The sequence below is a fragment of the Thiohalospira halophila DSM 15071 genome, assembly GCF_900112605.1.
GTDB classification, from domain to species: Bacteria; Pseudomonadota; Gammaproteobacteria; order Thiohalospirales; family Thiohalospiraceae; genus Thiohalospira; species Thiohalospira halophila.
Map to the genome: position 1 here is coordinate 55,480 of NZ_FOMJ01000008.1, position 24,281 is coordinate 79,760.

The following is a 24,281-nucleotide window of genomic DNA, read 5'->3' on the forward strand; positions in this document are numbered from 1 at the left end:
CGTAGAATGGCGCCATGAGCCAAAACACGCCCCCCGGTCAGACCGACCTCTTCGACCTGCCGCCACTGGTGGACACCCCCGACGCCCTGGCGGAACTCGTCGCCGATCTGCGCGACCAGTCCTGGCTGGCGGTGGACACCGAATTCCTGCGCGAGCGGACCTACTACCCCCAGCTCTGCCTGATCCAGGTGGCCACGCCCACCGGCCGGGTGGCCTGCATCGACCCGCTGGCGCTCACCGACCTCGCACCGCTGTGGTCGGTCCTCACCGACCCGGGGATCACCAAGGTCTTCCACGCCGCCGCCCAGGATGTGGAGGTGCTGCTCCAGGCCGCGGGGGCGGTCCCCGCGCCACTGTTCGATACCCAGATCGCCGCCGCCCTCTCCGGCCTGGGTGACCAGGTGGGCTACGCCCGCCTGGTGGAGGCCCGCCTGGGGGTCAAGCTGGACAAGAGCGCCAGCCGCGCCGACTGGTCCCAGCGGCCGCTGGAGCCGGAGTTGCTGCGCTACGCCGGCGACGACGTCCGCTACCTGGCCGAACTCTACCCCGCCCTGCGGGACGAGCTGGCCGCCCGGGGCCGGCTGGACTGGCTGGGCGAGGACTTTGCCCGCCTGGCCGACCCGGCCGCCTACGCCAACCCGCCAGCGGAGGCGTGGCGCCGGGTCCGCGGCCACCACCAGCTCGACGGCGCCGGCCGCGGGATCCTCCAGGCCCTGGCCGCCTGGCGGGAGGAGGCAGCCGCCGAGGCCGACATCCCCCGCGGATGGGTGGTCCGCGACGAGCTGCTGCTGGAGATCGCCCGGCGCCGCCCGCGCAACGCCCAGCGGCTGGGCAAGCTGCGCGGCAGCCACAAGCTGGACGAGGCCACGCGGGACGCCCTGCTTGGCCGCGTCAACGCCACCCTGGACGAGCCGCCGGCGCAGTGGCCGGCGGTGGAGGCCCGACCCCAGCTGGAACCGGCGGGCGAGGCCGCCGTGGATGCCCTGATGGCCGTCGCCCGCCTGGCGGCAGAGGAGGCCGGGGTCAGCGTGGCCAGCCTCACCGCCCGCAAGGAGCTGGAGCGGCTGGTGGCCGGCGAGACCGACCTCCCGGTCCTCCAGGGCTGGCGCGGCGAACTGGCCGGCCGCCGTCTGCACGCCTGGCTCGCCGGGGAGATCGCTCTGGTGGGCCGGGACGGCGGGGCGGCCCTGGCATGACGGAGCCGACGGTGGATCTCGACCGGCTGCTGGCGGGTCTGGCCACCATCGCCGTGGTCGGCCTCTCCCCTCGGACCGATCGCCCCAGCCACCAGGTCGCGGCGGGCCTCCAGGGGCTGGGGCTCGCCATCCGGCCGGTGCGCCCGGCCATCGACGCGATCCTCGGCGAGGCCGCCGTGGCCAGTCTTTCCGACCTCACCACGCCCACGGACGCCGTGGTGGTCTTCCGCAATCCGGCCGAGGTCCCCGCCATCGCCGAGGCCACGGTGGCCGGCGGTCACGGCGCCCTGTGGCTGCAGCCCGGCGCCGAGTCGGCGGAGGGGGCCCGGATCGCCACCGAGGCCGGGCTCCCCGCCGTGGTCGGTCGCTGCCTCTGGGTGGACTACCGCCAGTGGCTCGCCGGCGGTTGCAATCCCGGCCTGTCCCGGTAACCTGCTGCCATGGCGCTGGAATTTACCAAGATGCAGGGGCTCGGCAACGACTTCGTGGTCATCGACAACCGCGCAGCCACCTTCGATCCGACCCCCGGCCACATCCGCTGGCTGGCGGACCGCCGCTTCGGCGTGGGCTGCGACCAGGTCCTGCTGGTGGAGGCCGCTCCCGATGACGGGGTGGACTTCGGCTATCGCATCTTCAACGCCGACGGCGGCGAGGTGGACCAGTGCGGCAACGGCGCCCGCTGTTTCGCCCGCTGGATCCGCGAGCATACCGACTTCGCCGGCGACCCCGTCCGCGTGGCCACCCGGGCCGGGCGGATGGCGCTGACCACGCACCCGGACGGCCAGGTGGACGTGGACATGGGCGAGCCGCGCTTCGAGCCGGCGGCGATCCCCTTCGAGGCACCGGAGCGGGCCGACGAGTACGAGCTGGTGCTGGAGGACCGGACCTTCCGCATTGGGGCCGTGGGCCTGGGCAATCCCCACGCCGTCATGCGGGTGGAGGCCCTGGACCGGGTCCCGGTGGCAACCATGGGCCCGGCCATCCAGGCGCTGGAGCGCTTCCCCGAGGGGGTGAATGTGGGTTTCGTCGAGGCCCACGGGCGCGATCACATCCGCCTGCGGGTCTTCGAGCGCGGCTCCGGCGAGACCCTGGCCTGCGGCAGCGGGGCCTGTGCGGCGGTGGCGGTCGGTCGCCAGCAGGGCTGGCTGGATGGTACCGTTACCGTCGATCTGCCCGGTGGCCGCCTGACCATCCACTGGCCCGGCCCGGGTTCGCCCATCACCCTGACCGGGCCGGCGAAGACCGTTTTCGAGGGACGCATCGACCATGACCCGGCAGTCTAGCGAAGCGGCCGACGCGGCCCTGCATGAGCAGCAGGTGGTGGAATTCCTCCGCCACCACCCGGACCTCCTGCGCCGCCACCCCGACCTCCTGGCCGAACTCAACATCCCCCACGCCGCGGGCACCGGCGCCGTCTCCCTGGTGGAGCGCCAGGTGTCGCGGCTGCGTGAGCAGCGCGAGGAGATGCGCCACCGGCTGGATGAGCTCTACGCCCTGGCGCGGGACAACGAATCCCTGGCCCTCCAGTTCCACCAGCTGGTCCTCGACCTGCTCAGCGCCCGGGAGCCGACGGCGGTGGCCGAGGCCCTGGAGCGCGACCTGCACCGGGACTGCGGGGCGGATGCCGTCGCCCTGCGCCTCTACCCCGCTGGCGAGCACCACATCCCCGACCACCTCATCGGTCCCCGGGGGGCCGATCGCAACCGGCTGGAGCGGATCTTCGCCGCACCCAACCCGGTCTGCGGCCGCCTGGATGCGGAGATCGGCGCCCTGATCTTCGGCGACGGCGGCGAGGCCATGGTCTCCGCCGCCCTCATCCCGCTGCCCCTGCGCGGCCGCTCCCTGGGGCTCCTCGCCGTGGGCTCCACCGACCCGGAGCGCTTCCGCGCCGGCCAGGGGACGCTCTTCCTGGAGCAGCTGGGCGAGGCGGCCGCCGCCGCCCTGCACCCCCACCTGGCGGGCTGAGCCATGGCCGCGAGCGAGGGGCTGGCCAGCGACCTGGAGCGCTTCCTCGACCACCTGGCCCGGGAGCGGCGCACCAGCTCCGCCACCGTGGCCGCCTACCGCCGCGACCTCACCGGCCTGATCACCCGGCTCGTCGATGACGGGGTCCAACGGTGGGACGAGGTCGCGCCCCGCCACATCCGCGCCTGGGTCACCGCCCGGCACCGCAAGGGCATCGGCGCCCGCAGCCTGGCCCGGGGGCTCTCCGCCGCGCGCACCCTCTTCGGCTGGCTCATCCGGGAGCAGGTCATCCGCGCCGACCCGGCCGCCGATATCCGCGCCCCCAAGCAGGGGCAGCGGCTGCCCCGCACCCTGGAGGTGGATACCACCCAGCAGCTCCTGGACGAGACCGGCGGCGGCGAGGATCCCGCCGACCCCCTGCTCATCCGCGATCGGGCGCTGTTCGAGCTGCTCTATTCCAGCGGCCTGCGCCTGGCGGAGGTGGTCGCCCTGGAGCGCCAGCAGGTGGCCCCCGGCCAGACCCTGCTACGGGTGCTCGGCAAGGGGAACAAGGAGCGGGAGGTGCCGGTGGGGAAGGCGGCGCGGCGCGCGCTGGAGGCCTGGCTACCCCAGCGGGACGCGCTGGCAGCGGAGGGCGAGACGGCGCTCTTCGTAAGCCGCCGCGGGACCCGGCTGGGCGCGCGCTCGGTCCAGCAGCGGCTGCGCCGCCACGCCACCGCCCTGGGGCTGCCCCGGGTCCATCCGCACATGCTGCGCCACGCCTTCGCCTCCCACCTGCTGGAGTCCAGCGGCGACCTGCGCGCCGTGCAGCAGCTCCTGGGCCACGCCGACATCACCACCACCCAGGTCTATACCCACCTGGACTTCCAGCACCTGGCGGAGGTCTACGACCAGGCCCATCCCCGGGCCCGGCGCGATTCCTCCGGGGGCGAGGGGGAGGACTAGTCGGCCGCTTCCACGCGGTCGCGGCCAGCCGCCTTGGCCTGGTAGAGGGCGGCATCGGCGCGCTCGACGAGGGCCTCGCCCTCCTCGGCCGGGTCCAGTAGCGCCAGCCCCACCGAGGCGGTCAGGGCATCCCCGTCCGGAGAGGTGACCGTGGAGACGGCCATGCGCATCCGCTCGGCCGCGGCCTCGGCGGCCTCGGCCCCCTCCACCTCCATGAGCACGGCGAACTCCTCGCCGCCGTAGCGGGCCAGGGCGTCGCCCCCGCGCACGGCGCTGGCCAGGGCCTCGGCCACCTCCACCAGTACGCGGTCGCCGGCCGGGTGACCGTGGCGGTCATTGATGGCCTTGAAGTAGTCGATATCCAGCAACAGGCAGGCCAGGTCCCGTGCCTGGCGGCGGCTGCGGGCCACAGCCTCGCCCAGGCGGCGCTCCAGGGAGCGGCGGTTGTCCAGCCCGGTGAGGGGGTCGGAGAGGGCCATCTCCTCCAGGCGGGCGTGGTTGATGGCGTTGTCCAGGCTGGTGGCGACCATGGCCGCCAACCGCTGGAGGAAGGCGGTCCCCTGGTTGGGCTGGAAACGCCCCGCCTCGCCGGCCAGGGCGTAGATCCCCAGGTACTGGCCGCCGGCATGCAGGGGGAGCAGGGCCAGGCTTCCCGGGCTCGCCTGGTGGGGGAACCAGTCGGGCGATTCCGCCTCCAGCGTCCCCAGGTGGATGTCCTCCGGCGGGACCACCTCGGCCAGGTAGACGCCGGAGGGGAGATCGCCGCTGACCCCCAGGGCGGAGACCTCCGGCTGGGGCGGGCAGACGTGGAGCGCGGCCCCCTGCAGGCCGAGCTGCTCGGGGTAGTCCAGGATCAGGGCGCGGAGGAGGTCCACCAGCGGGTAGCGGCGGAGCATGTCCAGCTCCACCGTCTGGAGGCGCCGCTGGGTCGCCTCGTTGGCGTGGGCGCGTTCCAGCAGCTCCTCCAGCCGGGCACGCAGGTGGCGGACCTCGGCGTGGAGGTCGTCGTCCTCGCTCGCCGCCATGGTTTCAGTCTGCCAGGGGCTGGCGGATCCGGTGGAACTGGACGGGGGGTACATACTGGATGACCTCCTTGCCATCCGGGTCCAGGGCGACGTCGATGCCGCGCTCGGGGTAGAGGTAGTGGTGCTGCCGGCCGCTGCGCCGGACCTCCGTCGGCTCGCCGAACCGGCTGCGAATGATCCCGTCATCCAGGTCGGCATGGGGGATGAAGATCAGGGCGGTGACGGTGGCATCATCCAGCTCACCCTCGCGGGCATCCAGGTTCCAGCGGCGACCGCCCTCGATGGCGCGGCCCTCCCCCGCGGCCTCCTTGAGGGTGGCCACGGTCCCGTCCGACGGGTCCAGCTGGCCGTAGAGGCGCCCGGTGAAGCGGCCGAAGTAGACCTCCTTGAAGAAGACCTCGACGCTGCGCTCGCCCTCCTCCTCGAAGAGTGCAAACCGGGGGCGGGCCCGGGTCTGCGCCGCCAGCTCGGAGTAGGGACTGGCCCCCAGCTCGATCCCGAAGACGCGGCTGGTCTCGCCATCCGGGGCCGGCTCCACCTCCCAGAAGGTGGGGGCGTCGTCCTGGCCGCCGCAAGCGGTCAGGGAGAGGGCGAGGAGCAGGGGCAGGAGTCGGACGAAGAGCATGGCAAAACGGTACCACCCCGGCCGCCTAGGTTCCAGCGAGCCGGCCGAATCGGGCAGCCCCGGAATGCGAGCACTCGCTCACCCCGGGGCGCCATCCTCCCCGGAATCAGCCCGGTGGCACCCGGAGTTCGAAGGTCACCGGCCCGTCGTTGACCAGCTCCACCGCCATGTCCGCGCTGAAGCGGCCGGTCTCCACCGTGGCCACCTCCGCGCGCGCGGCGGCCACCAGCTCCTGGAAGAGGCGCTCCCCCTCGGCGGGCTCGGCGGCGGAAGAGAAGCCGGGGCGGGTGCCCTTGCGGGTATCGGCGGCCAGGGTGAACTGGGGCACCAGTAGCAGGCCGCCACCCGAATCCACCAGGCTGCGGTTCATCCGGCCGGCATCATCGGGGAAGACGCGGTACCCCACCAGCCGCTGCGCCAGGCGACGGGCCCCCGCCTCGGTGTCGCCGCGCTCCACCCCCACCAGGACCAGCAGGCCGGCATCGATGGCGGCGATGGTCTGATCCTCCACGCGCACGGCGGCGCGGGTGACGCGTTGCAGCAGACCGATCATCGGCCGGCGGGTCGACCGTCCAGGCGATCCGCCAGGCGGTCCGTCGCCCGGACCAGGGCGTCGACGATCCCCGGCTCGGAGGCGGCGTGGCCGGCCTCGGTCACCATCTCCAGCTCGGCCTCGGGCCATTCCCGGGCCAGGGCGTGGGCGGTGGCCGGCGGGCAGATGAGGTCATAGCGCCCCTGGACGATGGTCCCGGGGATGTTGCGGATCCGCTCCACGTCCCGCAGGAGCTGGCCGGGCTCCAGGAAGCAGTGGTTGCGGAAGTAGTGCGCCTCGATGAGCGCCAGGGCCAGGGCGGTATAGCCCTCGGCGAAGTGGTCGGCCACCTCTTCACTGGCGGCCAGGGTGGCCAGGCGCCCCTCCCAGCGCGCCCAGGCGCGCGCGGCCGACATGCGGCCGATCTCGTCGCTCCCGGTGAGGCGGCGGTGGTAGGCGGCCAGCAGGTCGTCCCGCTCGGCCTCGGGGATGGGGGCCAGGAACTCCTCCCACGCCTCGGGGGCAAAGCGGTGGGCCCCGTCCTGGCAAACCCAGGCGACCTCTTCCGGGCTGCCCAGGAAGATCCCGCGCAGGATCAGACCGGTGACCCGCTCGGGATGGGCCTGGGCGTAGGCCAGCCCCAGGGTCGAACCCCAGGAGCCGCCGAAGACGGTCCACTGCTCGATCCCCAGATGCTCGCGCAGCGCCTCCAGGTCGCGGACCAGGGCGGCCGTGTCGTTGCCCTCCGTCTCGGCGTGGGGCGCGGAGCGTCCCGCTCCCCGTTGATCCGGCAGGACCACCCGCCAGCGGTCGGGGTCGAAGAAACGGCGGTGGTAGGCCTGGCAGCCAGAGCCCGGGCCGCCGTGGAGAAAGACCACTGGGTGGCCGTGGGCCGTCCCGCACTCCTCCATATGGAGCTGGTGGGGCGGGTCCACCGGCAGCGTGTGCTGCACATAGGACTGGATGGCGGGATAGAGGGTGCGCATGGGCCCGACTCCTGATGGCATGGGGAGACAACTCACCCTCCCCGGAGGGAGGGTGCCATCACGTCGGGACGGGCGGCCTCCGGTCAGTCACGGACCGGTTCACCTCGCCAGCCCATGGCGGCCGCGATACCGGCCAGCAACAGCCCGAGCAGGACCAGGGGCGGGCCGATGGGCTGAAGGATCGAGGTCAGTCCACCCAGGGTAACGCCGAACTGGGTGAGGTAGAGGACTCCCGAGTGCAGCAGCGCCCCGACGATGAAGACCCAAGATATCACCTGCTTGAAGATGGGGGCCACGGCGATGAAGACCAGGGCGATGCCCACGGCGATGTTGAGCAGCGCCTCCAGGTTGCCGTGGGCGTGGGGCCCGGCCTTGATCCCGTCGATGGGGGCGCGGGCGTTATCGAAGGTGCTCTGGGCCAGAAGGGCCTCGGTATTGGCGCGCGCAATCTCCGCCCCGGTCAGCGGCTCCAGGTTCTCCTCGAAGTCACTGGCGGCCAGCTGCTGCAGCCGGGCCATGCTCTGCTGCCGCTCCTGGGCGGCGGCGCCGACATCCGGGTGGAGCTGGGTGACCATGTAGGGGCCGAGGGCGGCGGTGATCACGAGGTAGAGGAATCCGAAGACGATATTCTTGCGGCCAATCATTGGCGTTCTCCCTGCGACAGTCGTTTTTTGGTCTTCTCGAGGTTCGATCCAAACGTAGCCGCCAGGCCGGGGGGTGGCAAGGCGGCGCGCGGCGGCCGATCATGGAGGTATGGAGAGCGAAAAGATATCGACCGTGGAACCGGACTACACCGGTTCCGGCCTGGGGAATCTGGTCGCCTCGGTGGCCCGGGGCTTGGGGGCATCGACGCCGGCCCCGCCGACGCCGCTGCTGGACCCCGCCCGGGTCGCCGAGGCGCGGGTGGTGGTATTCGCCCTGCTGGACGGGCTGGGCGCGGCGGCCCTGGAACGCCATCCCGATTCCTGGCTGGCCCGCCACTGCCAGGGGACGCTGACCTCGGTCTTCCCCTCCACCACCACCAGCGCCCTGACCACCTTCTACACCGGGCTGGCCCCGGCGGCCCACGGCCTCCCGGCCTGGTTTACCTGGCTGCGCGAGGCCGGGACGGTGGCCGTGCCGCTGGCCCACAACACCCGGTACGGCCACCTGGATCTGGGCACCGCCGGCGTCCTGCCGGGGCCGCTCTATACCGCCACCCCCTGGGCAGAGCAGGCGGACCGCCCGGTGGCCACCTGCCAGCCCGGCTGGCTGCAGGGCACGCCCTACTCCCGCCACCACGCCACCGGCCGGCACCACGACCTCGAGGCCCCGGGCGAGCTACCCGGACTCGTGGGCCGGCTGGCCGGGGAGCCGGAGCCGCGGCTATTGCAGGTCTACTGGCCCGCCTTCGATGCCCTGAGCCACCAGCACGGCTGCGGGAGCGAGGCGGTCCGGGACCACTTCCACGAGCTGGATGCGGCCCTGGCCGCCACGGCCGCCGCCCTCCCCGAGGACGGGCTGCTCATCGCCACCGCCGACCACGGCCTCATCGACGTCGACGACGGCGGCCTCCATGAGCTCAGCGCCCTGCCGGAACTGGCGGCCATGCTCACCGTGCCGCCCTGCGGCGAGGGGCGCGTCCCCTTCCTCTATCCCCATGCCGGGGCCGTCGAGGAGACCCGGGCCGCCGTGCAGGAGGCACTCGACCGGGCGGTCACCGCCATCCACACCCGGGAGGCCATCCTGGATCGCGGCTGGCTGGGGCCCGGGCCGGCGCATCCGGAGCTCTACCCGCGGATCGGGGACCTCGTGGTGGAGATGGCCCCCGGCCACGTCCTCACCGGCGACCCCTGGCGCCCGGGGATCCGGCAGCGGGCGGTCCATGGCGGATTGAGCCGGGAGGAGATGGCCATCCCGGCCATCATCGCCGGGGGGCGGTGACCCCGGCGGCGGCGCGCCGTAGACTGGGAGACGGGACAAGGAGGGGAACATGAGCCGAGTCATCCTGCTGCGCCACGGCGAGAGCGAATGGAACCTCGCCAACCGCTTCACCGGCTGGACCGATGTGGACCTCTCGGAGACCGGCCGGGCTCAGGCCTGGGCGGCCGGGGAGACGCTGGCCACCGCGGGCCTGCTCCCGCAGGTGACCTTCACCTCGGTGCTGACCCGCGCCATCCGGACGCTCTGGCTCGCCCTGGATGCCAGCGACCGGATGTGGCTTCCAGTCCACCGCGACTGGCGCCTCAATGAGCGCCACTACGGCGCACTGCAGGGGGAGAACAAGACCGATTTCGAGCGGCGGTACGGCGCCGAACAGGTCCACGCCTGGCGGCGCTCCTACGCCACGCGGCCGCCGGACCTGGAATGGGACGACGAGCGCCACCCGCGATTCGACCCGCGCTACGCCGCACTGGAGCCGGGGCAGCTACCGGCGGCGGAAGCCCTGGCGGACACGGTGACACGCGTCCGGCCCTGGTGGTCGGATACCCTGCGCCCCTGCATCGAAGCCGGGCGCGACGCCCTGGTCGTGGCGCACGGCAACAGCCTGCGCGCCCTCATCAAGGATCTGGAGGGCTACAGCGACGAGGGAATCGCCGGGCTGGACGTGCCGCTGGCAGAACCGCTGATCTACGAGTTCGACCGCGCTGGCGAACTCGTCGACAAGACTACGCTGACCCTATCGGAGGAATGAACATGTACGTCGTCGCCAATCGCGTCCCCGTCGCCGCCGGGTGGGAGCAGGCCTTCGAGGAGCGCTTCCGCCAGCGGGCCGGCCGCATCGAGCAGAACCCCGGGTTCATCCGCATGGAAGTCCTGCGACCCGCGGACGAGGAGAGCCCCTGGATCGTCCTCACCCACTGGGAGAGCGAGGACGCCTTCCGCCAGTGGCTGTCCAGCGACGACTTCAAGGAGGCCCACAACAACCCCCTGCCCCACGAGGCCTACACCGAGGAGGGCCGCCTGGAACGCCACGAGGTGGTTATCGCCAGCGATGGGGCCGCGACGAAGTAAGGGAAGCTCGCCATCGAAGGGGGGACTTTCTTGTGACTCGGATAGGCAGTGTCACCGGGCGAGAGCTGTAATGCCCGATTGGATGGTGGGCCCGGTCGGGCTCGAACCGACGACCCAGCGATTATGAGTCGCTTGCTCTGACCAGCTGAGCTACGGGCCCGGAGGGGCGGGCCGCCGGGCGGCGGCCCTTACCGGCGGGGCTACGCCTCCTCGGCGTCGAGGAAGGAGCGCAGCGCCTCGGAACGGGTGGGATGGCGGAGCTTGCGCAGCGCCTTGGCCTCGATCTGGCGTATGCGCTCGCGGGTGACATCGAACTGCTTGCCGACCTCCTCGAGGGTGTGGTCGGTATTCATGTCGATGCCGAAGCGCATCCGCAGTACCTTGGCCTCCCGCGCCGTGAGCCCCTCCAGGACGTCCTGGGTGGCCTCGCGCAGGGCCTCGCCGGTGGCGGAATCCACCGGGGAGGCGACGTTGGTGTCCTCCAGGAAGTCGCCGAGATGGGAGTCCTCGTCGTCTCCGATGGGGGTCTCCATGGAGATGGGCTCCTTGGCGATCTTCATCACCTTGCGGACCTTGTCCTCCGGCATCTCCATGCGCTCGGCCAGCTCCTCGGGGGTGGGCTCGCGGCCCATCTCCTGGAGCATCTGCCGCGAGACCCGGTTGAGCTTGTTGATGGTCTCGATCATGTGCACCGGGATGCGGATGGTCCGGGCCTGGTCCGCGATGGAGCGGGTGATGGCCTGCCGGATCCACCAGGTCGCGTAGGTGGAGAACTTGTAGCCGCGACGGTATTCGAACTTGTCCACCGCCTTCATCAGGCCGATGTTGCCCTCCTGGATGAGATCCAGGAACTGCAGGCCGCGGTTGGTGTACTTCTTGGCGATGGAGATCACCAGCCGCAGGTTGGCCTCGACCATTTCCTTCTTCGCTCGACGCGCCTTGGCCTCGCCGATGGAGACCTTGCGGTTGATCTCCTTGACTTCGCTGATGGCCATGGAGCACTCCTCGGCCATCGTGGAGAGCTTCTGCTGCGCCTTGCGGATGGCGTCGGCGTGCTGGCCCAGGGCCTCGGCATAGGGCGCACCCGTGGCGATCTCGCGATCCACCCACTCGGGGTCGGTCTCGTTGTCCGGGAAGGAGGCGACGAAGGTCTTGCGGGGCATCCGCGCCTGGTTGACGCAGATATCCATGACCGCACGCTCCTGCTCGCGGATGCGATCCACGATCTCGCGCAGGTTGTTGACCAGCCGCTCCATGAGCTTGGGTACGAGCTTCAGGGTCATGAAGGTCTCGGACATCTGCTCGCGCAGCGCCCGGCCGGCATCGCCATCGCGCTCGGCGATGGGCAGGGCCAGGTAACGGTCGCGCAGGTCGCGGAGCTCGTTGAAGCGGCGCGCCGCCTCCTCGGGGTCCGGGCCGTTGTTCTCCGGCGCGGCCTCCTCGGTCTCCTCTTCCTCTTCGGCGGCGAGGGTCTCGGCGGAGGGGGTGGCGTCGGTGGGCGCGGCATCCTCGTCGGGGCTCACGAAGCCGCCGATGAGATCGGCCAGGCGCCGCTCGCCGGCCTCCACGCGCTCGTAGTCGGTCACCAGCTCATTGATGGTACCCAGGTAGAGGCCCAGCGCCTGCAGCATCTGCCGGGAGCCGGCCTCGATGCGCTTGGCGATCTCGATCTCGCCCTCGCGGGTCAGCAGCTCCACCGCCCCCATCTCGCGCATGTACATACGCACGGGGTCGGTGGTGCGGCCGAACTCGGAGTCCATGGTGGCCAGCGCCGCCGCGGCCTCTTCCGCCGCATCCTCGTCGGCCACGGTGGCCTCGGACATGAGGAGGGTGTCGGTATCCGGTGCCGCCTCATGGACGTCGATCCCCATGTCGTTGATCATGGTGATGATGTCCTCGACCTGATCGGCCTCGACGATGTCGTCGGGCAGATGGTCGTTGACTTCGGCGTAGGTGAGGTAGCCCTGCTCCTTGCCCTTGGCAATGAGCGCCTTGATCCGGGACTCCTGGGTCTTTTGATCCATAGAATTGAAGCCGTCGAGATTGGTTGAGGGTGGGGCCGAGCAATCGGGCAGTCTAGCAGAGCATACAAAGACTGCTCAAGTCAGGAGGGTTTTTCACCAGCTCCCCGGCTCCGGCCCAGCAGGGTGCGAAGCTCGTCGCGTTCAGTCTGGTTCAGCGAACTCTCTCGCGCCAGGAGTTCGTCCAGGCGCTGGTCCCGCAGTCGATCCGAGAGACGGTTGAGGGTGTCGCGAAATTCCGCGGCCAGGGCCTGCTCGTCGGCCACCAGCAGGCCCTGGCCCGCGAGCCGCGCCAGCCCGCGACCGGCATCGGTCCCGCGCCAGCGCTCCAGGAGCGCGCCGGTGGATAGATGGGGATCGGCCTGCAATTGTTCAAGGAGCTCCGTCAGCAACTCGCCCCCCGGCGTCCCCAGGCGGGCGAAGCGCTCGGGCTCCGCGACCTCGCCGGCCAGCCCCGGCGCCTGCAGGAGGGTGGCAATGGCGTGGCGCTCCAGGGTGCGCGGCTGGGGCATACCGCTGGGCCGTCGCCGCGGTGGTGCGGGCCGTTCCGGGGGTGCGGCCTCCGGCTGGGCCGGCCCCTCCTCGCCGGGCTCGAGGTGCTCGGCGCCCACCCCGGCCCGCGTGGCGATCTCGCGGACCAGCTGCTCGCGCAGCACGGCATCGTGGGCGCGGGCGAGCAGCGGCCGAGCGGCGGCCACCAGCGCCCGGCGGCCGGCCACCGATTCCGGGTCGTGGTCCTCGATGAGCCGGCGCAGGAGGTAGTCCTCCAGCGCCTCGGCGTCAGTCTCCCGGGCCCCGAAGGCCTCGCCTCCCTCCCGGCGGACCAGGGTGTCGGGGTCATCGCCCTCGGGCAGAAAGAGGAACCGCACGCTCCGGCCGTCCCGCAGGACCGGCAGGGCGTTCTCCAGCGCCCGCCAGGCGGCCTCGCGGCCGGCCCGATCGCCGTCGAAACAGAAGACCACCTCGCCGGTGAGGCGGAAGGCGCGATCCAGGTGGTCGGCGGTGGTCGCGGTCCCCAGGGTGGCGACGGCGTGGTGGACGCCGGCGCCGGCCAGGGCGATGACATCCATGTAGCCCTCCACCACCAGCAGCCGGTCCACCCGGCGCAGGGCGCGGCGCGCCTCGTAGAGCCCGTAGAGCTCCCGGCCCTTGTGGAAGACCGGCGTCTCCGGGGAATTGAGGTACTTGGGCTCGCCGTCGCCGAGGATCCGGCCACCGAAGGCGATGGGTCGGCCACGATGGTCGTGGATGGGGAAGAGGATCCGGTCGCGGAAGCGGTCGTGGACGCCGCCGTCATCGCGCTCGATAAGCAGGCCGGCCTCCACCAGGCGCGCCCGGGTCTGTTCGCCGCCGCCCAGGGCCTCCAGGAGATTGCGCCAGCCCGGCGGGGCGAAGCCCAGGCCGTAGTCCCGGGCCGTGGTCCCGCTGACCCCGCGACCCTTGAGATAGTCCGCGGCACGACGGGCCTGCTGGTGACGGCGGAGCATGGTGCGGTAGTAGTCCGCCGCCGCCACCAGCGCCTCGTAGAGGGGGGTCCGATCCGGGGCCGGGGGCCGGCCGTCATCCCCCTCCCGGGGGACCTCGAGCCCCTGGCGGCCGGCCAGTTCCTCCACCGCCTCCGGGAAGGAGAGGTGGCCGTAGTCCATGAGGAAACCCAGGGCGGTGCCGTGGGCCCCGCAACCGAAGCAGTGGTAGAACTGCTTCTCGGGACTGACGTAGAAGGAGGGGGTGCGCTCGTCGTGGAAGGGGCAGCAGGCGGCGTACTCGCGGCCCTTGCGCTTCAGCGGGACGCGCTCACCGATGATCTCCACGATATCGCTTCGGGAGACCAGATCATCGATGAAGTTCTGGGGGATCCGCCCGGCCATGGGGCGCCCGGGCTCAGCCGCCGAGGCGGGCCTTGACCCGCGCCGACACCTCGCCCATGTCGGCCCGGCCCTGGACGCGCGGCTTGAGCTCGCCCATGACCCGGCCCATGTCGGCCATGGCCGCGGCCCCGGTGGCGGTTATCGCCTCATCCACCAGGGCATCGAGTTCCGCATCGGAGAGTGGCTGGGGGAGATAGGCCTCGATGACGGCCAGCTCGGCGCGTTCGCGCTGGGCCAGCTCGTCCCGCCCGCCCTGCTCGTACTGCTCGATGGACTCCCGCCGCTGCTTGGCCATCTTGTCCAGCAGGGCGAGGACGCCGGCGTCATCCAGTTCGACGCGGTCATCCACCTCCTTCTGCTGGAGGCCGGCGGTGATCATGCGAAGGGTGGTCAGGCGGTCCTTGTCGCGGGCCCGCATGGCATCCTTCACATCCGCCTGGATACGCTCCTTCAGGCCCTCGGCCACGGCGGTGTCCCCCGGTTACTTGCGCTTGCCCCGGGTATTCTCCCGGGAGAGCTTCTTCTGATAGCGCTTGATGGCCGCGGCGCGCTTGCGCTTGCGCTCGGCGGTGGGCTTCTCGTAGTACTCACGACGGCGCACCTCGGAGAGGATTCCGGCCTTCTCGCAGGCGCGCTTGAAGCGCCGCAGCGCCACGTCGAAAGGCTCGTTCTCCTTGACTCGTACCTCGGGCATTGGGACCTCGATTCAGCGTCTTCAGTTGGGCGAATCGGGCATTGTAGAAGGCAATCCGCCGCGTGCCAAGGCCTGTGCTTGTCGGAAGACCGTCGCCCGGGTATGTTCCCCGCCATGCGCGTACTGGGTATCGAGAGCTCCTGCGACGAGACCGCCGCCGCCCTCTACGGCGATGCGGGGCTGGAGGCGGACGTCGTCCACAGCCAGACCGACCTCCACGCCGAGCACGGCGGTGTGGTCCCCGAGCTGGCCTCGCGGGACCACATCCGCCGGCTCACGCCGCTGGTGGAGACGGTCCTCGACCGCGCCGGGCTCACCCCGGCCGATCTCGACGGCATCGCCTACACCGCCGGCCCCGGCCTGGTGGGGGCGCTGCTGGTGGGGGCGACGGTGGGGCGCAGCCTGGCCTGGGCGCTGGACCGGCCGGCGGTGGGGGTTCACCACATGGAGGGGCATCTGCTGGCGCCGCTGCTGGAGCCGGAGCCGCCGGCCTTCCCCTTCGTCGCCCTGCTGGTCTCCGGCGGCCACACCCTGCTGGCCGAGGTCCGCGGCGTGGGGGAGTACCGGCTCCTGGGGCGTTCCGTGGACGACGCCGCCGGGGAGGCCTTCGACAAGACGGCGAAGATCATGGACCTCGGTTATCCCGGCGGGCCCGCCCTGGCGGCGCTGGCCGCCGAGGGCCAGCCAGGAGTCTACCGGCTGCCCCGCCCCATGACCGACAAGCCCGGCCTGGACTTCTCCTTCTCCGGGCTGAAGACGCGGGTGCGGCTGGAGCTGGAGGCGCTGGGCGAGGACCGCCAGGCGCGCGCCGACCTCGCTCGCGGCTTCGAGGAGGCGGTCGCGGAGACCCTGGCCATCAAGGCGACCCGGGCCCTGGGGGCCACCGGCCTGGAGACCCTGGTGGTGGCCGGCGGCGTCAGCGCCAATGCGCGCCTGCGCGCCACCCTGGATGCCCGGGTCGCCGAGCGCGGCGGCCGTGTCTACTACCCGCGACCGGCCTTCTGCACCGACAACGCCGCCATGATCGCCTACGCCGGCTGGTGTCGTCTGGGCGCCGGCCAGAACGAACCGGCGGCCATCACGGTCCATCCGCGCTGGTCCCTGGAGGCCCTGGCGGCGGTCCGAGCCGGCCCTGCCTGAATCAGCGCCGCCCGAACTAATCCTTCCGGCCGATCCGGGACTCCGTCCCGTTGGCGATATTGGCGATATTGCTGCGGTGGCGCCAGAGCAGCAGCACGGCCATCACCGCGGTGGCAAGGACCACCGACTGGGCCAGCCCCAGATACCACGCCGCCACCGGCGCGGCCACGGCGGCGACCAGCGCGGCCAGGGAGGATATCCGGAAGACCGCGGCCACCGCCAGCCAGACCAGCGCCCCGATACCGGCTACCGCTGGAGCCAGGGCGATGAGCCCCCCCAGCGCCGTCGCCACCCCCTTGCCGCCCCGGAAACCGAAGAAGACCGGGTAGAGGTGGCCCAGGAAGGCGGCCAGCGCCGCCGCGGCCGGGATCAGCTCGCCGGGTGCCCAGGCGCGGGCGAGGAGCACCGGGATCACGCCCTTGAGGACATCGCCCCCCAGGGTGGCCGCGGCCGCCCCCTTGCCCCCCAGGCGCAGGACGTTGGTGGCGCCGGGATTCCCGGACCCGCCCTGGCGCGGGTCCGGCAGCCCCAGCAGGCGGCTCACCAGGATCCCGGCGTTGAGGGACCCCAGCAGGTAGGCCGCAATGACGATGGACCAGGCCGCGTTCGGCTCCATGTTCGGCGCGCTCCGAATGGTGTACGGGCCGGCTACTATACCGCGCCGCCGCCGGGGCCGGCGAATATCCTTCCCGGATGCGGGCCGCTAGAATGGGCCCATGGATACCATCTACCTTACCGACCTGCGCCTGGAGGCGACCCTGGGCGTCCCCGCCTGGGAGCGTGCCCTGCCCCAGCCGGTCCGCCTGGACCTGGAGCTGGAGGTCGAACTGGCCGCCGCGGGCGCCAGCGACGACGTCGCCGATACCGTGGACTATGCCGCCGTGACCGAGCGGTTACGGGCCGTGGCGGCCGACGGCGAATACCGCCTGCTGGAGGCGCTGGCCGAACGCCTGGCGGCCACCGTGCTGGGCGAGTTCCCGGTAGCCGCCGCCCGGCTGCGGCTGGACAAGAGCGGGGCCGTCCCCGGCTGCGGCCCCACCGGTGTGGCCATCCGGCGCGAGGCCGGTTGAGCATCTGTGACACGCCGTGTCACATGGTCACACGGCTGTAACATGGCGCTGCTGGAATAACCGGTAATGACCCGCTACCCCCGAGACACGCCATGGCCAGTCACCGCATCCTGATCGTCGAGGACGAGGCCGCCATCCGCGAGATGGTGACCTTCGCCCTGGAGCGGGCCGGTTTCGCCACCGAGGAGACGGACACCGCCGCGGAGGGGCTTACCCGGGCGGTGGACGGCCAGCCCGATCTCATCCTGCTGGACTGGATGCTCCCGGACAGCAGCGGCCTGGACCTCGCCCGCCGGCTCAAGCGCGAGGAGATCACCCGCGAGATCCCCATCATCCTCCTCACCGCCCGGGGCGAGGAGGACGACAAGATCCGCGGTCTGGAGACCGGCGCCGACGACTACATCACCAAGCCCTTCTCGCCGCGGGAGCTCGCCGCCCGCATCAAGGCGGTCCTGCGCCGCACCGCACCGGCCGCCGAGGAGCCCCTTCAGGCCGGGGAGCTGACCCTGGATCCGGAGACCCACCGGGTCGCGGCGAGCGGTACATCGGTGGACATCGGCCCCACGGAATTCCGACTGCTCTATTTCTTCATGACCCACCCGGAACGGGTCTTCAGCCGCAGCCAGCTCATTGATCGGGTCTGGGGCGGTAACGTATATATCGAGGAACGCACGGTGGACGTCCACATCCGCCGCCTGCGCAAGACCCTGGCCGAATACGGTCTGGACCGGCTGGTCCAGACCGTGCGCGGCGCCGGATACCGCTTCTCGACACAGGTCTGACCGCCCGCCTTGACGAATCGCTGGTCCACGGAGCTCGGCCGCGTCGGCCTGCTCGCCCTCCTCGGCCTCGGTCTGGGGCTCTTCACCCCCTGGCCGCTGGTGCCGGTGATCCTCGTCCTCCTCGGCTACCTCACCTGGCACCTCTACAATCTCGCCCGCCTGCAGCGCTGGCTCTACGCCTCCGGCCAGACCGAGCCGCCCCAGTCCCAGGGGATCTGGGAGGACATCTTCAACGGCCTCTACCGCCGCCAGATCCGCCAGCGCAAGCGGCGCAAGCGTCTGAGCCGGCTCATCCACCGCTTCGAGGAATCGGCGGCGGCCATGCCGGATGCCACCATCATCCTGGGCGAGCGCGGCGTCATCGAGTGGTGGAACGACGCCGCCGGCCGCCTGCTGGGCCTGCGTACTCCCGGGGATCACGGCCAGCGCATCCACAACCTGGTCCGCCATCCCGCCTTCACCGATTACCTCGCCGCCGAGGACTTCAGCGACTCGGTGGAATTCCCTTCCCCGGTGGACCCCAACCTGATGCTCTCGGTGCGCGTGGTCCGCTACGGCCGCGACCAGCGCCTGCTGCTCGCCCGGGACGTCACCCGGCTCCACCAGCTGGAGCAGATGCGCCGGGACTTCGTCGCCAACGTCTCCCACGAGCTGCGCACCCCGCTCACCGTCCTGGCCGGCTACATCGAGACCCTGCAGGACGATGTGGGCAAGGACGACCCGGCGCAGGCACGCCCGCTGGCACTCATGGAGCAGCAGACCACCCGGATGCGCGCCCTGGTGGACGACCTCCTCTACCTATCCCGGCTGGAGATGGACGGCGACCGGGGGCCGGCCCCGGAGGCGGTGGACGTCCCGGAGCTGGCCGAAACCCTGGCCGAAGAGGCCCGGCAGCTCTCCGGGGACCGGGCGCACGTCATCACCGTGGATGCCGATCCCGACCTGCTCCTCCACGGGGTCCCCAATGAACTGCGCAGCGCCTTCGCCAACCTGGCCTTCAACGCGGTGCAGTACACCCCGGCAGAGGGCACCATCCGGCTCTCCTGGACCCGTCGGCCCGAGGGCGGCGGCTGCTTCGCCGTCAGCGACACCGGCATCGGGATCCCGGCGCGCCACCTGTCCCGGCTCACCGAGCGCTTCTACCGGGTGGACGTGGGCCGCTCCCGGGACAAGGGCGGCACCGGCCTGGGGCTGGCCATCGTCAAGCACATCCTCCAGCGCCACGAGGGCTGGCTGGAGGTAGAGAGCGAGGCGGAGCAGGGCTCCACCTTCCGCTGCTGCTTCCCGGCAACGCGAGTCAGCAGCCGAAGTGACGGTGTAACAAAAACGTAACGCCCCCGTCATAGGATTACAGCGTACGGCTCCGCGCCGACCCCTAGACCACCATGCAGGAATGCAGGAGTGACACCATGCGACTCAAGCAGCTCGTCCTGACCCTCGGCCTGGCCGCCGGCTTCACCGGTACGGCCGCTGCCGCCGACGTCGACCCGAATCTTCCCGAATACGAGTCCGCCAGCGGCGTCTCCGGGAACATCTCCAGCGTCGGCTCCGACACCCTGGCCAACCTCATGACCCTCTGGGCGGAGAACTACAAGGAGGAGTATCCCAACGTCAACGTCCAGATCCAGGCGGCCGGCTCCTCCACCGCCCCGCCGGCGCTCACCGAGGGGACCTCCAATCTCGGCCCCATGAGCCGGAAGATGAAGCCCGAGGAGCTGCGCGCCTTCGAGGAGGAGCACGGCTACAAGCCCACGCCCATCCGCGTGGCCATCGACGCCCTGGCGGTCTTCGTCAACCAGGACAACCCCATCGAGGGGCTCACCATCCCCGAGGTGGACGCCATTTTCTCTTCCACCCGCGGCTGCGGCTACGGCGAGGACATCAATCGCTGGGGACAGCTCGGTCTCGAGGGCAGCTGGGCCAACCGCAGCATCCAGCTCTACGGCCGCAACTCCGTCTCCGGCACCTACGGCTACTTCAAGAAGCACGCCCTGTGCGGCGGCGACTTCCGCAACGATGTCAACGAGCAGCCCGGCTCCGCCTCGGTGGTCCAGTCGGTCACCGCCTCCAACAGCGCCATCGGCTACTCCGGCATCGGCTACCTGACCTCCGGCGTGAAGACCGTCCCGCTGGCCGAGGAAGAGGGAGGCGAGTACATCCCCGCCAATACCGAGCACGTCCTCACCGGCGAGTACCCGCTGGCGCGCTTCCTCTACGTCTACGTGAACAAGCACCCCAACGAGCCGCTGGATCCCAAGACCCGGGAGTTCATCAAGCTCATCCTCTCCCAGCAGGGCCAGGAGGTGGTGAACAAGGACGGCTACGTCCCGGTGCCCAACGCCGTGGCGCAGCAGGAGCTGAAGAAGCTCGATTAACCCGGCCCGTCAGCCGGTGACTGGCGCCCGCCCCGGTTCCGGGGCGGGCGTCTTTCGTCGGATGGTCGCCATCGTCGCCGTCGAGTTGTAACATTCCTGTCATATGACAGGGCTAGCATGGCCCGTTCGTCGCCCCGGCACCCCATCCGCGATATCCTGAGGCCATGGCCCGTTCCCGACTCGACTCCACTCGCGATCGCTGGCGTTCCGCCAAGGACCACCTCGCCCGCTACGGCGTAGCCGCCGGCGGGATCAGTGTCATCATCGCCCTGGTCCTGATCTTCTTCTATCTGCTCTGGGTGGTCCTGCCGCTCTTCGACAGCGCCGAACTGGCCGCCGGGGAGACCGTACCCGTGGCCGCCCCCGGTGAGCCGGCCCACCTGGCGCTGGAGGAGTATACCGAGGTGGGGGTGCGCTTCTCCGAATCGGGCCACATCACCTTCTTCCGTACCGTCGACGGGCGGACCGTGCGGCAGGAGCGGATCGACCTCCCCGAAGGCGTGGAGGTAACCAGCTTCAGCGCCGCCTCCCCCGATTCCCGGATGGTCGCCTGGGGGCTCTCCAACGGCGAGGTCGTCGTGGTCCGCCACGCCTACGATATCGACTACCCCGACGGCCAGCGCCGGATCACGCCGAAGCTGGAATACCCGCTGGGCGAAGAGCCCATCACCGCCCGGGAGGACGGCGGCGCCATCCAGCATCTCTCCCTGCAGAGCGGCGAATCGGGCCACACCATCGCCGCCGGCGGCGCCGATGGCCAGCTGGAGGTGAGCCGCTTCGAGGTCGATACCAATTTCATGACCGGGGAGAAGGAGACCACCCGCTCCGGCCAGACCATCGACGAGGTCCGGGGCCTCATCCGGGACGTACGCGTCGGCGGCGATCGCGACCGGCTCTACGTCACCCACCCCGGTGGGGCGCTCTCCTTCTACGAACTGGACGGAGAGGAGGCCCGGCTGGCCCAGTACCTGCCGGAGGTAACCCCGGGGGGCGCCGACATCACCGCCCTGGAACTCCTCTCCGGTGGGAACTCCCTGCTCATCGGCGACGGCAACGGCGGCATCGGCCAGTGGTTCGCCGTGCGCGACGAGGACGGCGACGGCCACCGAAAGCTCCGGGAGATCCGGCGCTTCGAGACCGACATGGACGCCATCCTCGCCATCGCCCCGGAGTACGCACGCAAGGGCTTCATGGCCTCGGATGCCGGCGGGCGCATCGGGATCTTCCACGCCACCGCCCACCAGCAGCTCCTGCAGCAGCAGGTAGCCGGCTCCCCGGTGAACCGGATCACCATCGCCCCCCGGGCCGATGCCGCCCTGACCCGCTCCGCCGAGGGGACGCTGCGCTACTGGCACATCGACAACCCCCACCCCGAGGTCTCCCTGTCCGCCCTCTGGGGCAAGGTCTGGTACGAGGGCTACGAAGAGCCGCGCTTCCTCTGGCAGTCCACCTCCGCCAGCGACGACTTCGAACCCAAGCTCTCCCTGGTGCCGATCTCCTTCGGCACCCTGAAGGCGGCCTTCTACGCCATGATCGTCGCCGTGCCGCTGGCCATCATGGGCGCCATCTTCACCGCCCAGTTCATGAACCGGCGCATGCGCTCCATGGTCAAGCCGACCATCGAGATCATGGAGGCGCTGCCCACCGTCATCATCGGCTTCCTGGCCGGCCTGTGGCTCGCCCCCATCATCGAGCGCCACCTGACCTCGACGCTGCTGCTCTTCCTCGCCCTGCCGCCCGTGGTAGTGCTCGCCGCCCTGGGCTGGCAGGGGCTGCCCCGCGCCCTACGCGAGGCCGTTCCCGACGGCTGGGAGGCGGCCCTGCTCTTCCCGGTGGTCATCGTCGCCGGCTGGCTCGCCTTCCAGATCGGCCCGGTACTGGAGCTGGCACTCTTCAAGGGCGACCTGCCGCTGTGGCTCACCTACGAGCTGGGCGTGGACTACGACCAGCGCAACTCCATCGTCATCGGCCTGGCCATGGGCTTCGCCGTGATCCCGACCATCTTCTCCATCGCCGAGGACGCCATCTTCGGGGTGCCGCGCCACCTCACCAACGGCTCCCTGGCCATGGGCGCCACGCCGTGGCAGACGCTGGTCCGGGTGGTCCTGCTCACCGCCAGCCCGGGGATCTTCTCCGCGGTGATGATCGGCCTCGGCCGGGCCGTGGGTGAGACCATGATCGTCCTCATGGCCACCGGGAACACGCCGGTGATGGACATGAGCCTGTTCACCGGCATGCGCACCCTGGCCGCCAATATCGCGGTGGAGATGCCGGAGTCGGCCGTGGGCAGCACCCACTACCGGGTGCTCTTCCTCGCCGCTCTGGTGCTGTTCGCCTTCACCTTCCTCGTCAACACGCTGGCCGAGGTGGTCCGCCAGCGTCTGCGCAAGAAGTACAGCACCCTATGATTCGCGACTGGTTCCGCAGCGGACGCCCCTGGATCTGGCTCAACGCCGCGGCGGTGAGTACCAGCGTCATCGCGGTGGTGGCGCTCATCCTGCTCATCGCCGTCAACGGCCTGGCCCACTTCTGGCCGGCCCAGGTCATCGAGGCGGAATACAACCCGCCCAACGGCGAACCCTACCGCCTTATCGGCGCCGTCACCGACAGTGAGCAGGTGGCCGGCGTCCGCCTGCGGGACAGCGGCGTTCCCGTGGACGATGTCGAGGAGTTCTACACCCGCTACACGGTGAAGACCGGCAACCGCCAGGCCCTGGGCATGGACTTCCGGCCCATCCTCGCCCACCGGATGTCCGACATCTCCACGCCCGAGGACCTCATGGTCCTGGAGCGCCGGGAGTGGGGGGACTTCATCGGCCGCCTCAAGACCGTCCGCGAGCAGGGCGAGGTGGTCGCCGAGGGCGACGAGGCTCGGCCGGCGCTCATGGAGCGGCTGGAGCGGGCACGCGGCCTGGCCGATCGGATCGAGGCCATCGAGTCCGGCCGCATGGCGGACATCAACTACCAGATCGATCAGCTCCGCCTGGATCGCCGCGGCCTGGAGCTGCGCGGGGTGGAGGACGAGTCCGCCTACGCCGCCATCGAGGAACAGAAGGCGGCGCTGGAGGCCGAGTTCGCCGACCTCCGCGCCGAGCTGGAGCGGCTCAAGGAGCAGGCCCAGCGCGACAGCCTCACCGCCGAGATCATGGATGGCCGGGTCATCGAGGTCCCGCTGGCCAACATCGTCCGCCTCCACTACCCCAACGAGATGGGCTGGACCGACGCCGTCGGCCACTACCTGACCATGCTCTGGAACTTCGTCTCCGAGGAGCCCCGGGAGGCGAACACCGAGGGCGGTATCTTCCCCGCCATCTTCGGCACCGTGGTCATGGTCCTGCTGATGTCGGTCTTCGTGACCCCCTTCGGCATCATCGCGGCCATCTACATCCGCGAGTACGCCCGCCAGGGGCCGGTGATCCGGACCATCCGCATCGCCGTGAACAACCTCGCCGGGGTGCCCTCCATCGTCTACGGCGTCTTTGGTCTGGGCTTCTTCGTCTACATGATCGGCGGCACCATCGACCAGGTCTTCTACCCGGAGGCACTGCCCTCGCCCACCTTCGGCACGCCGGGGCTGCTCTGGGCCTCCCTGACCCTGGCCCTGCTCACCCTGCCGGTGGTCATCGTCGCCACCGAGGAGGGGCTGGCCCGGGTGCCGCGCTCGGTGCGCGAGGGCAGCCTCGCCCTGGGCGCGACCAAGGCGGAGACCCTCTGGCGCACGGTCCTGCCCATGGCCAGCCCCGCCATGATGACCGGGCTCATCCTCGCCGTGGCGCGCGCCGCCGGCGAGGTGGCGCCGCTTATGCTGGTGGGCGTGGTCAAGCTGGCGCCGTCGCTGCCCCTGGACGGCAACTTCCCCTTCCTCCACCTGGAGCGGAAGTTCATGCACCTGGGCTTCCACATCTACGACGTGGGCTTCCAGAGCCCCAACGTCGAGGCGGCCCGGCCGCTGGTCTACGCCACCGCGCTGCTTCTCATCGTCATCATCGTGGCGCTGAACCTGGTCGCCATCAGCATCCGTAACCGCCTGCGCGAGAAGTACCGCAACCTGGAATCCTGAACG

25 protein-coding genes and 1 tRNA gene are annotated in these 24,281 nt (G+C 71.0%); 15 read left to right on the forward strand and 11 right to left on the reverse strand.

Translation table 11 applies throughout. The features are described 5' to 3' along the window. The first annotated feature begins 14 nt into the window (after positions 1-14). The 5 genes from rnd to xerC are packed head-to-tail and all read left to right on the forward strand — an operon-like array spanning position 15 to position 4,106. Positions 15-1,196 (forward strand): ribonuclease D, encoded by a 1,182-nt coding sequence (rnd, locus tag BM272_RS11090; RefSeq protein WP_093428861.1) that lies wholly within the window; start codon positions 15-17, stop codon positions 1,194-1,196. After that, positions 1,193-1,627 carry a CoA-binding protein gene (locus tag BM272_RS11095; RefSeq protein ID WP_093428862.1) on the forward strand — a complete coding sequence of 145 codons (435 nt, stop codon included), beginning with the start codon at positions 1,193-1,195 and terminating at the stop codon, positions 1,625-1,627. The genes rnd and BM272_RS11095 overlap by 4 nt, the downstream gene beginning before the upstream one ends. 9 nt (positions 1,628-1,636) lie before the next feature. Then, on the forward strand, positions 1,637-2,479 hold the full coding sequence (dapF, locus tag BM272_RS11100; protein WP_093428863.1) for a diaminopimelate epimerase: 843 nt from the start codon (positions 1,637-1,639) through the stop codon (positions 2,477-2,479). Beyond that, a complete protein-coding gene (locus BM272_RS11105; RefSeq protein ID WP_093428864.1) occupies positions 2,463-3,161 on the forward strand; it encodes a DUF484 family protein in 699 nt (232 codons plus the stop codon). Before dapF ends, BM272_RS11105 begins: the two co-directional genes overlap by 17 nt. A 3-nt stretch (positions 3,162-3,164) precedes the next feature. Next, the gene (gene xerC / locus BM272_RS11110; RefSeq protein WP_093428865.1) at positions 3,165-4,106 is read left to right on the forward strand and encodes a tyrosine recombinase XerC; all 942 of its coding nucleotides are present in this window, start codon (positions 3,165-3,167) and stop codon (positions 4,104-4,106) included. On the opposite strand, the gene BM272_RS11115 is transcribed toward xerC, so the two are convergent. From BM272_RS11115 to BM272_RS11130, 5 genes are all read right to left on the reverse strand, one after another. Continuing rightward, the gene (locus BM272_RS11115; RefSeq protein ID WP_159433072.1) at positions 4,103-5,131 is read right to left on the reverse strand and encodes a GGDEF domain-containing protein; all 1,029 of its coding nucleotides are present in this window, start codon (positions 5,129-5,131) and stop codon (positions 4,103-4,105) included. The two genes, xerC and BM272_RS11115, sit on opposite strands and share 4 nt — an antisense overlap. Before the next feature lie 4 nt (positions 5,132-5,135). After that, the gene (locus BM272_RS13800) at positions 5,136-5,756 is read right to left on the reverse strand and encodes a hypothetical protein (protein WP_159433073.1); all 621 of its coding nucleotides are present in this window, start codon (positions 5,754-5,756) and stop codon (positions 5,136-5,138) included. A 106-nt stretch (positions 5,757-5,862) separates the two neighbouring features. Further along, on the reverse strand, positions 5,863-6,309 hold the full coding sequence (dtd, locus tag BM272_RS11120) for a D-aminoacyl-tRNA deacylase (RefSeq protein ID WP_093428867.1): 447 nt from the start codon (positions 6,307-6,309) through the stop codon (positions 5,863-5,865). Beyond that, a complete protein-coding gene (pip, locus tag BM272_RS11125) occupies positions 6,306-7,274 on the reverse strand; it encodes a prolyl aminopeptidase (protein ID WP_093428868.1) in 969 nt (322 codons plus the stop codon). The genes dtd and pip overlap by 4 nt, the downstream gene beginning before the upstream one ends. 83 nt (positions 7,275-7,357) lie before the next feature. Next, complete coding sequence (locus BM272_RS11130) at positions 7,358-7,918, reverse strand: hypothetical protein (RefSeq protein ID WP_093428869.1); 561 nt, start codon at positions 7,916-7,918, stop codon at positions 7,358-7,360. Between the two features lie 133 nt (positions 7,919-8,051). Here BM272_RS11130 and BM272_RS11135 point away from each other — a divergent pair, with 133 nt between their 5' ends. The 3 genes from BM272_RS11135 to BM272_RS11145 are packed head-to-tail and all read left to right on the forward strand — an operon-like array spanning position 8,052 to position 10,268. Next, positions 8,052-9,197 (forward strand): alkaline phosphatase family protein, encoded by a 1,146-nt coding sequence (locus BM272_RS11135; RefSeq protein ID WP_159433074.1) that lies wholly within the window; start codon positions 8,052-8,054, stop codon positions 9,195-9,197. A gap of 49 nt (positions 9,198-9,246) precedes the next feature. Further along, positions 9,247-9,948, forward strand: coding sequence for a 2,3-diphosphoglycerate-dependent phosphoglycerate mutase (gene gpmA, locus BM272_RS11140; protein ID WP_093428871.1), 702 nt, complete (start codon positions 9,247-9,249; stop codon positions 9,946-9,948). After that, on the forward strand, positions 9,945-10,268 hold the full coding sequence (locus BM272_RS11145; protein ID WP_240308112.1) for an antibiotic biosynthesis monooxygenase family protein: 324 nt from the start codon (positions 9,945-9,947) through the stop codon (positions 10,266-10,268). The genes gpmA and BM272_RS11145 overlap by 4 nt, the downstream gene beginning before the upstream one ends. A gap of 83 nt (positions 10,269-10,351) precedes the next feature. On the opposite strand, the gene BM272_RS11150 is transcribed toward BM272_RS11145, so the two are convergent. The 5 genes from BM272_RS11150 to rpsU form a co-directional block, all read right to left on the reverse strand. Beyond that, a tRNA-Ile gene (locus BM272_RS11150) sits at positions 10,352-10,428 on the reverse strand. A gap of 40 nt (positions 10,429-10,468) precedes the next feature. Next, complete coding sequence (gene rpoD, locus BM272_RS11155) at positions 10,469-12,292, reverse strand: RNA polymerase sigma factor RpoD (protein ID WP_093428873.1); 1,824 nt, start codon at positions 12,290-12,292, stop codon at positions 10,469-10,471. Between the two features lie 80 nt (positions 12,293-12,372). Next, on the reverse strand, positions 12,373-14,157 hold the full coding sequence (gene dnaG / locus BM272_RS11160) for a DNA primase (protein ID WP_093428874.1): 1,785 nt from the start codon (positions 14,155-14,157) through the stop codon (positions 12,373-12,375). A 13-nt stretch (positions 14,158-14,170) separates the two neighbouring features. After that, complete coding sequence (locus tag BM272_RS11165) at positions 14,171-14,623, reverse strand: GatB/YqeY domain-containing protein (RefSeq protein WP_205407803.1); 453 nt, start codon at positions 14,621-14,623, stop codon at positions 14,171-14,173. 15 nt (positions 14,624-14,638) lie between these two features. Then, on the reverse strand, positions 14,639-14,851 hold the full coding sequence (gene rpsU / locus BM272_RS11170) for a 30S ribosomal protein S21 (protein ID WP_093428875.1): 213 nt from the start codon (positions 14,849-14,851) through the stop codon (positions 14,639-14,641). A 114-nt stretch (positions 14,852-14,965) separates the two neighbouring features. Between rpsU and tsaD the strand changes: the two genes are divergently transcribed. Beyond that, entirely contained in the window at positions 14,966-15,991 is a 1,026-nt protein-coding gene (tsaD, locus tag BM272_RS11175) for a tRNA (adenosine(37)-N6)-threonylcarbamoyltransferase complex transferase subunit TsaD (RefSeq protein ID WP_093428918.1), read from the forward strand. A 16-nt stretch (positions 15,992-16,007) separates the two neighbouring features. Here tsaD and plsY read toward each other — a convergent pair whose 3' ends face one another. Next, positions 16,008-16,607 carry a glycerol-3-phosphate 1-O-acyltransferase PlsY gene (plsY, locus tag BM272_RS11180; RefSeq protein WP_093428876.1) on the reverse strand — a complete coding sequence of 200 codons (600 nt, stop codon included), beginning with the start codon at positions 16,605-16,607 and terminating at the stop codon, positions 16,008-16,010. 100 nt (positions 16,608-16,707) lie between these two features. Here plsY and folB point away from each other — a divergent pair, with 100 nt between their 5' ends. The 6 genes from folB to pstA all read left to right on the forward strand — a co-directional run bounded on the left by folB (position 16,708) and on the right by pstA (position 24,278). After that, complete coding sequence (gene folB / locus BM272_RS11185; protein ID WP_093428877.1) at positions 16,708-17,061, forward strand: dihydroneopterin aldolase; 354 nt, start codon at positions 16,708-16,710, stop codon at positions 17,059-17,061. Positions 17,062-17,153: 92 nt separating this feature from the next. Continuing rightward, positions 17,154-17,843: a phosphate regulon transcriptional regulator PhoB gene (gene phoB, locus BM272_RS11190; RefSeq protein WP_093428878.1), complete on the forward strand. Its 690-nt coding sequence runs from the start codon at positions 17,154-17,156 to the stop codon at positions 17,841-17,843. Positions 17,844-17,852: 9 nt separating this feature from the next. Next, the gene (gene phoR / locus BM272_RS11195) at positions 17,853-19,175 is read left to right on the forward strand and encodes a phosphate regulon sensor histidine kinase PhoR (protein WP_093428879.1); all 1,323 of its coding nucleotides are present in this window, start codon (positions 17,853-17,855) and stop codon (positions 19,173-19,175) included. A 77-nt stretch (positions 19,176-19,252) separates the two neighbouring features. Next, positions 19,253-20,218: a PstS family phosphate ABC transporter substrate-binding protein gene (locus BM272_RS11200; protein ID WP_093428880.1), complete on the forward strand. Its 966-nt coding sequence runs from the start codon at positions 19,253-19,255 to the stop codon at positions 20,216-20,218. A gap of 164 nt (positions 20,219-20,382) precedes the next feature. Beyond that, positions 20,383-22,626, forward strand: coding sequence for an ABC transporter permease subunit (locus BM272_RS11205; protein ID WP_093428881.1), 2,244 nt, complete (start codon positions 20,383-20,385; stop codon positions 22,624-22,626). Further along, on the forward strand, positions 22,623-24,278 hold the full coding sequence (pstA, locus tag BM272_RS11210; protein ID WP_317622795.1) for a phosphate ABC transporter permease PstA: 1,656 nt from the start codon (positions 22,623-22,625) through the stop codon (positions 24,276-24,278). The genes BM272_RS11205 and pstA overlap by 4 nt, the downstream gene beginning before the upstream one ends. Positions 24,279-24,281: the final 3 nt, after the last annotated feature.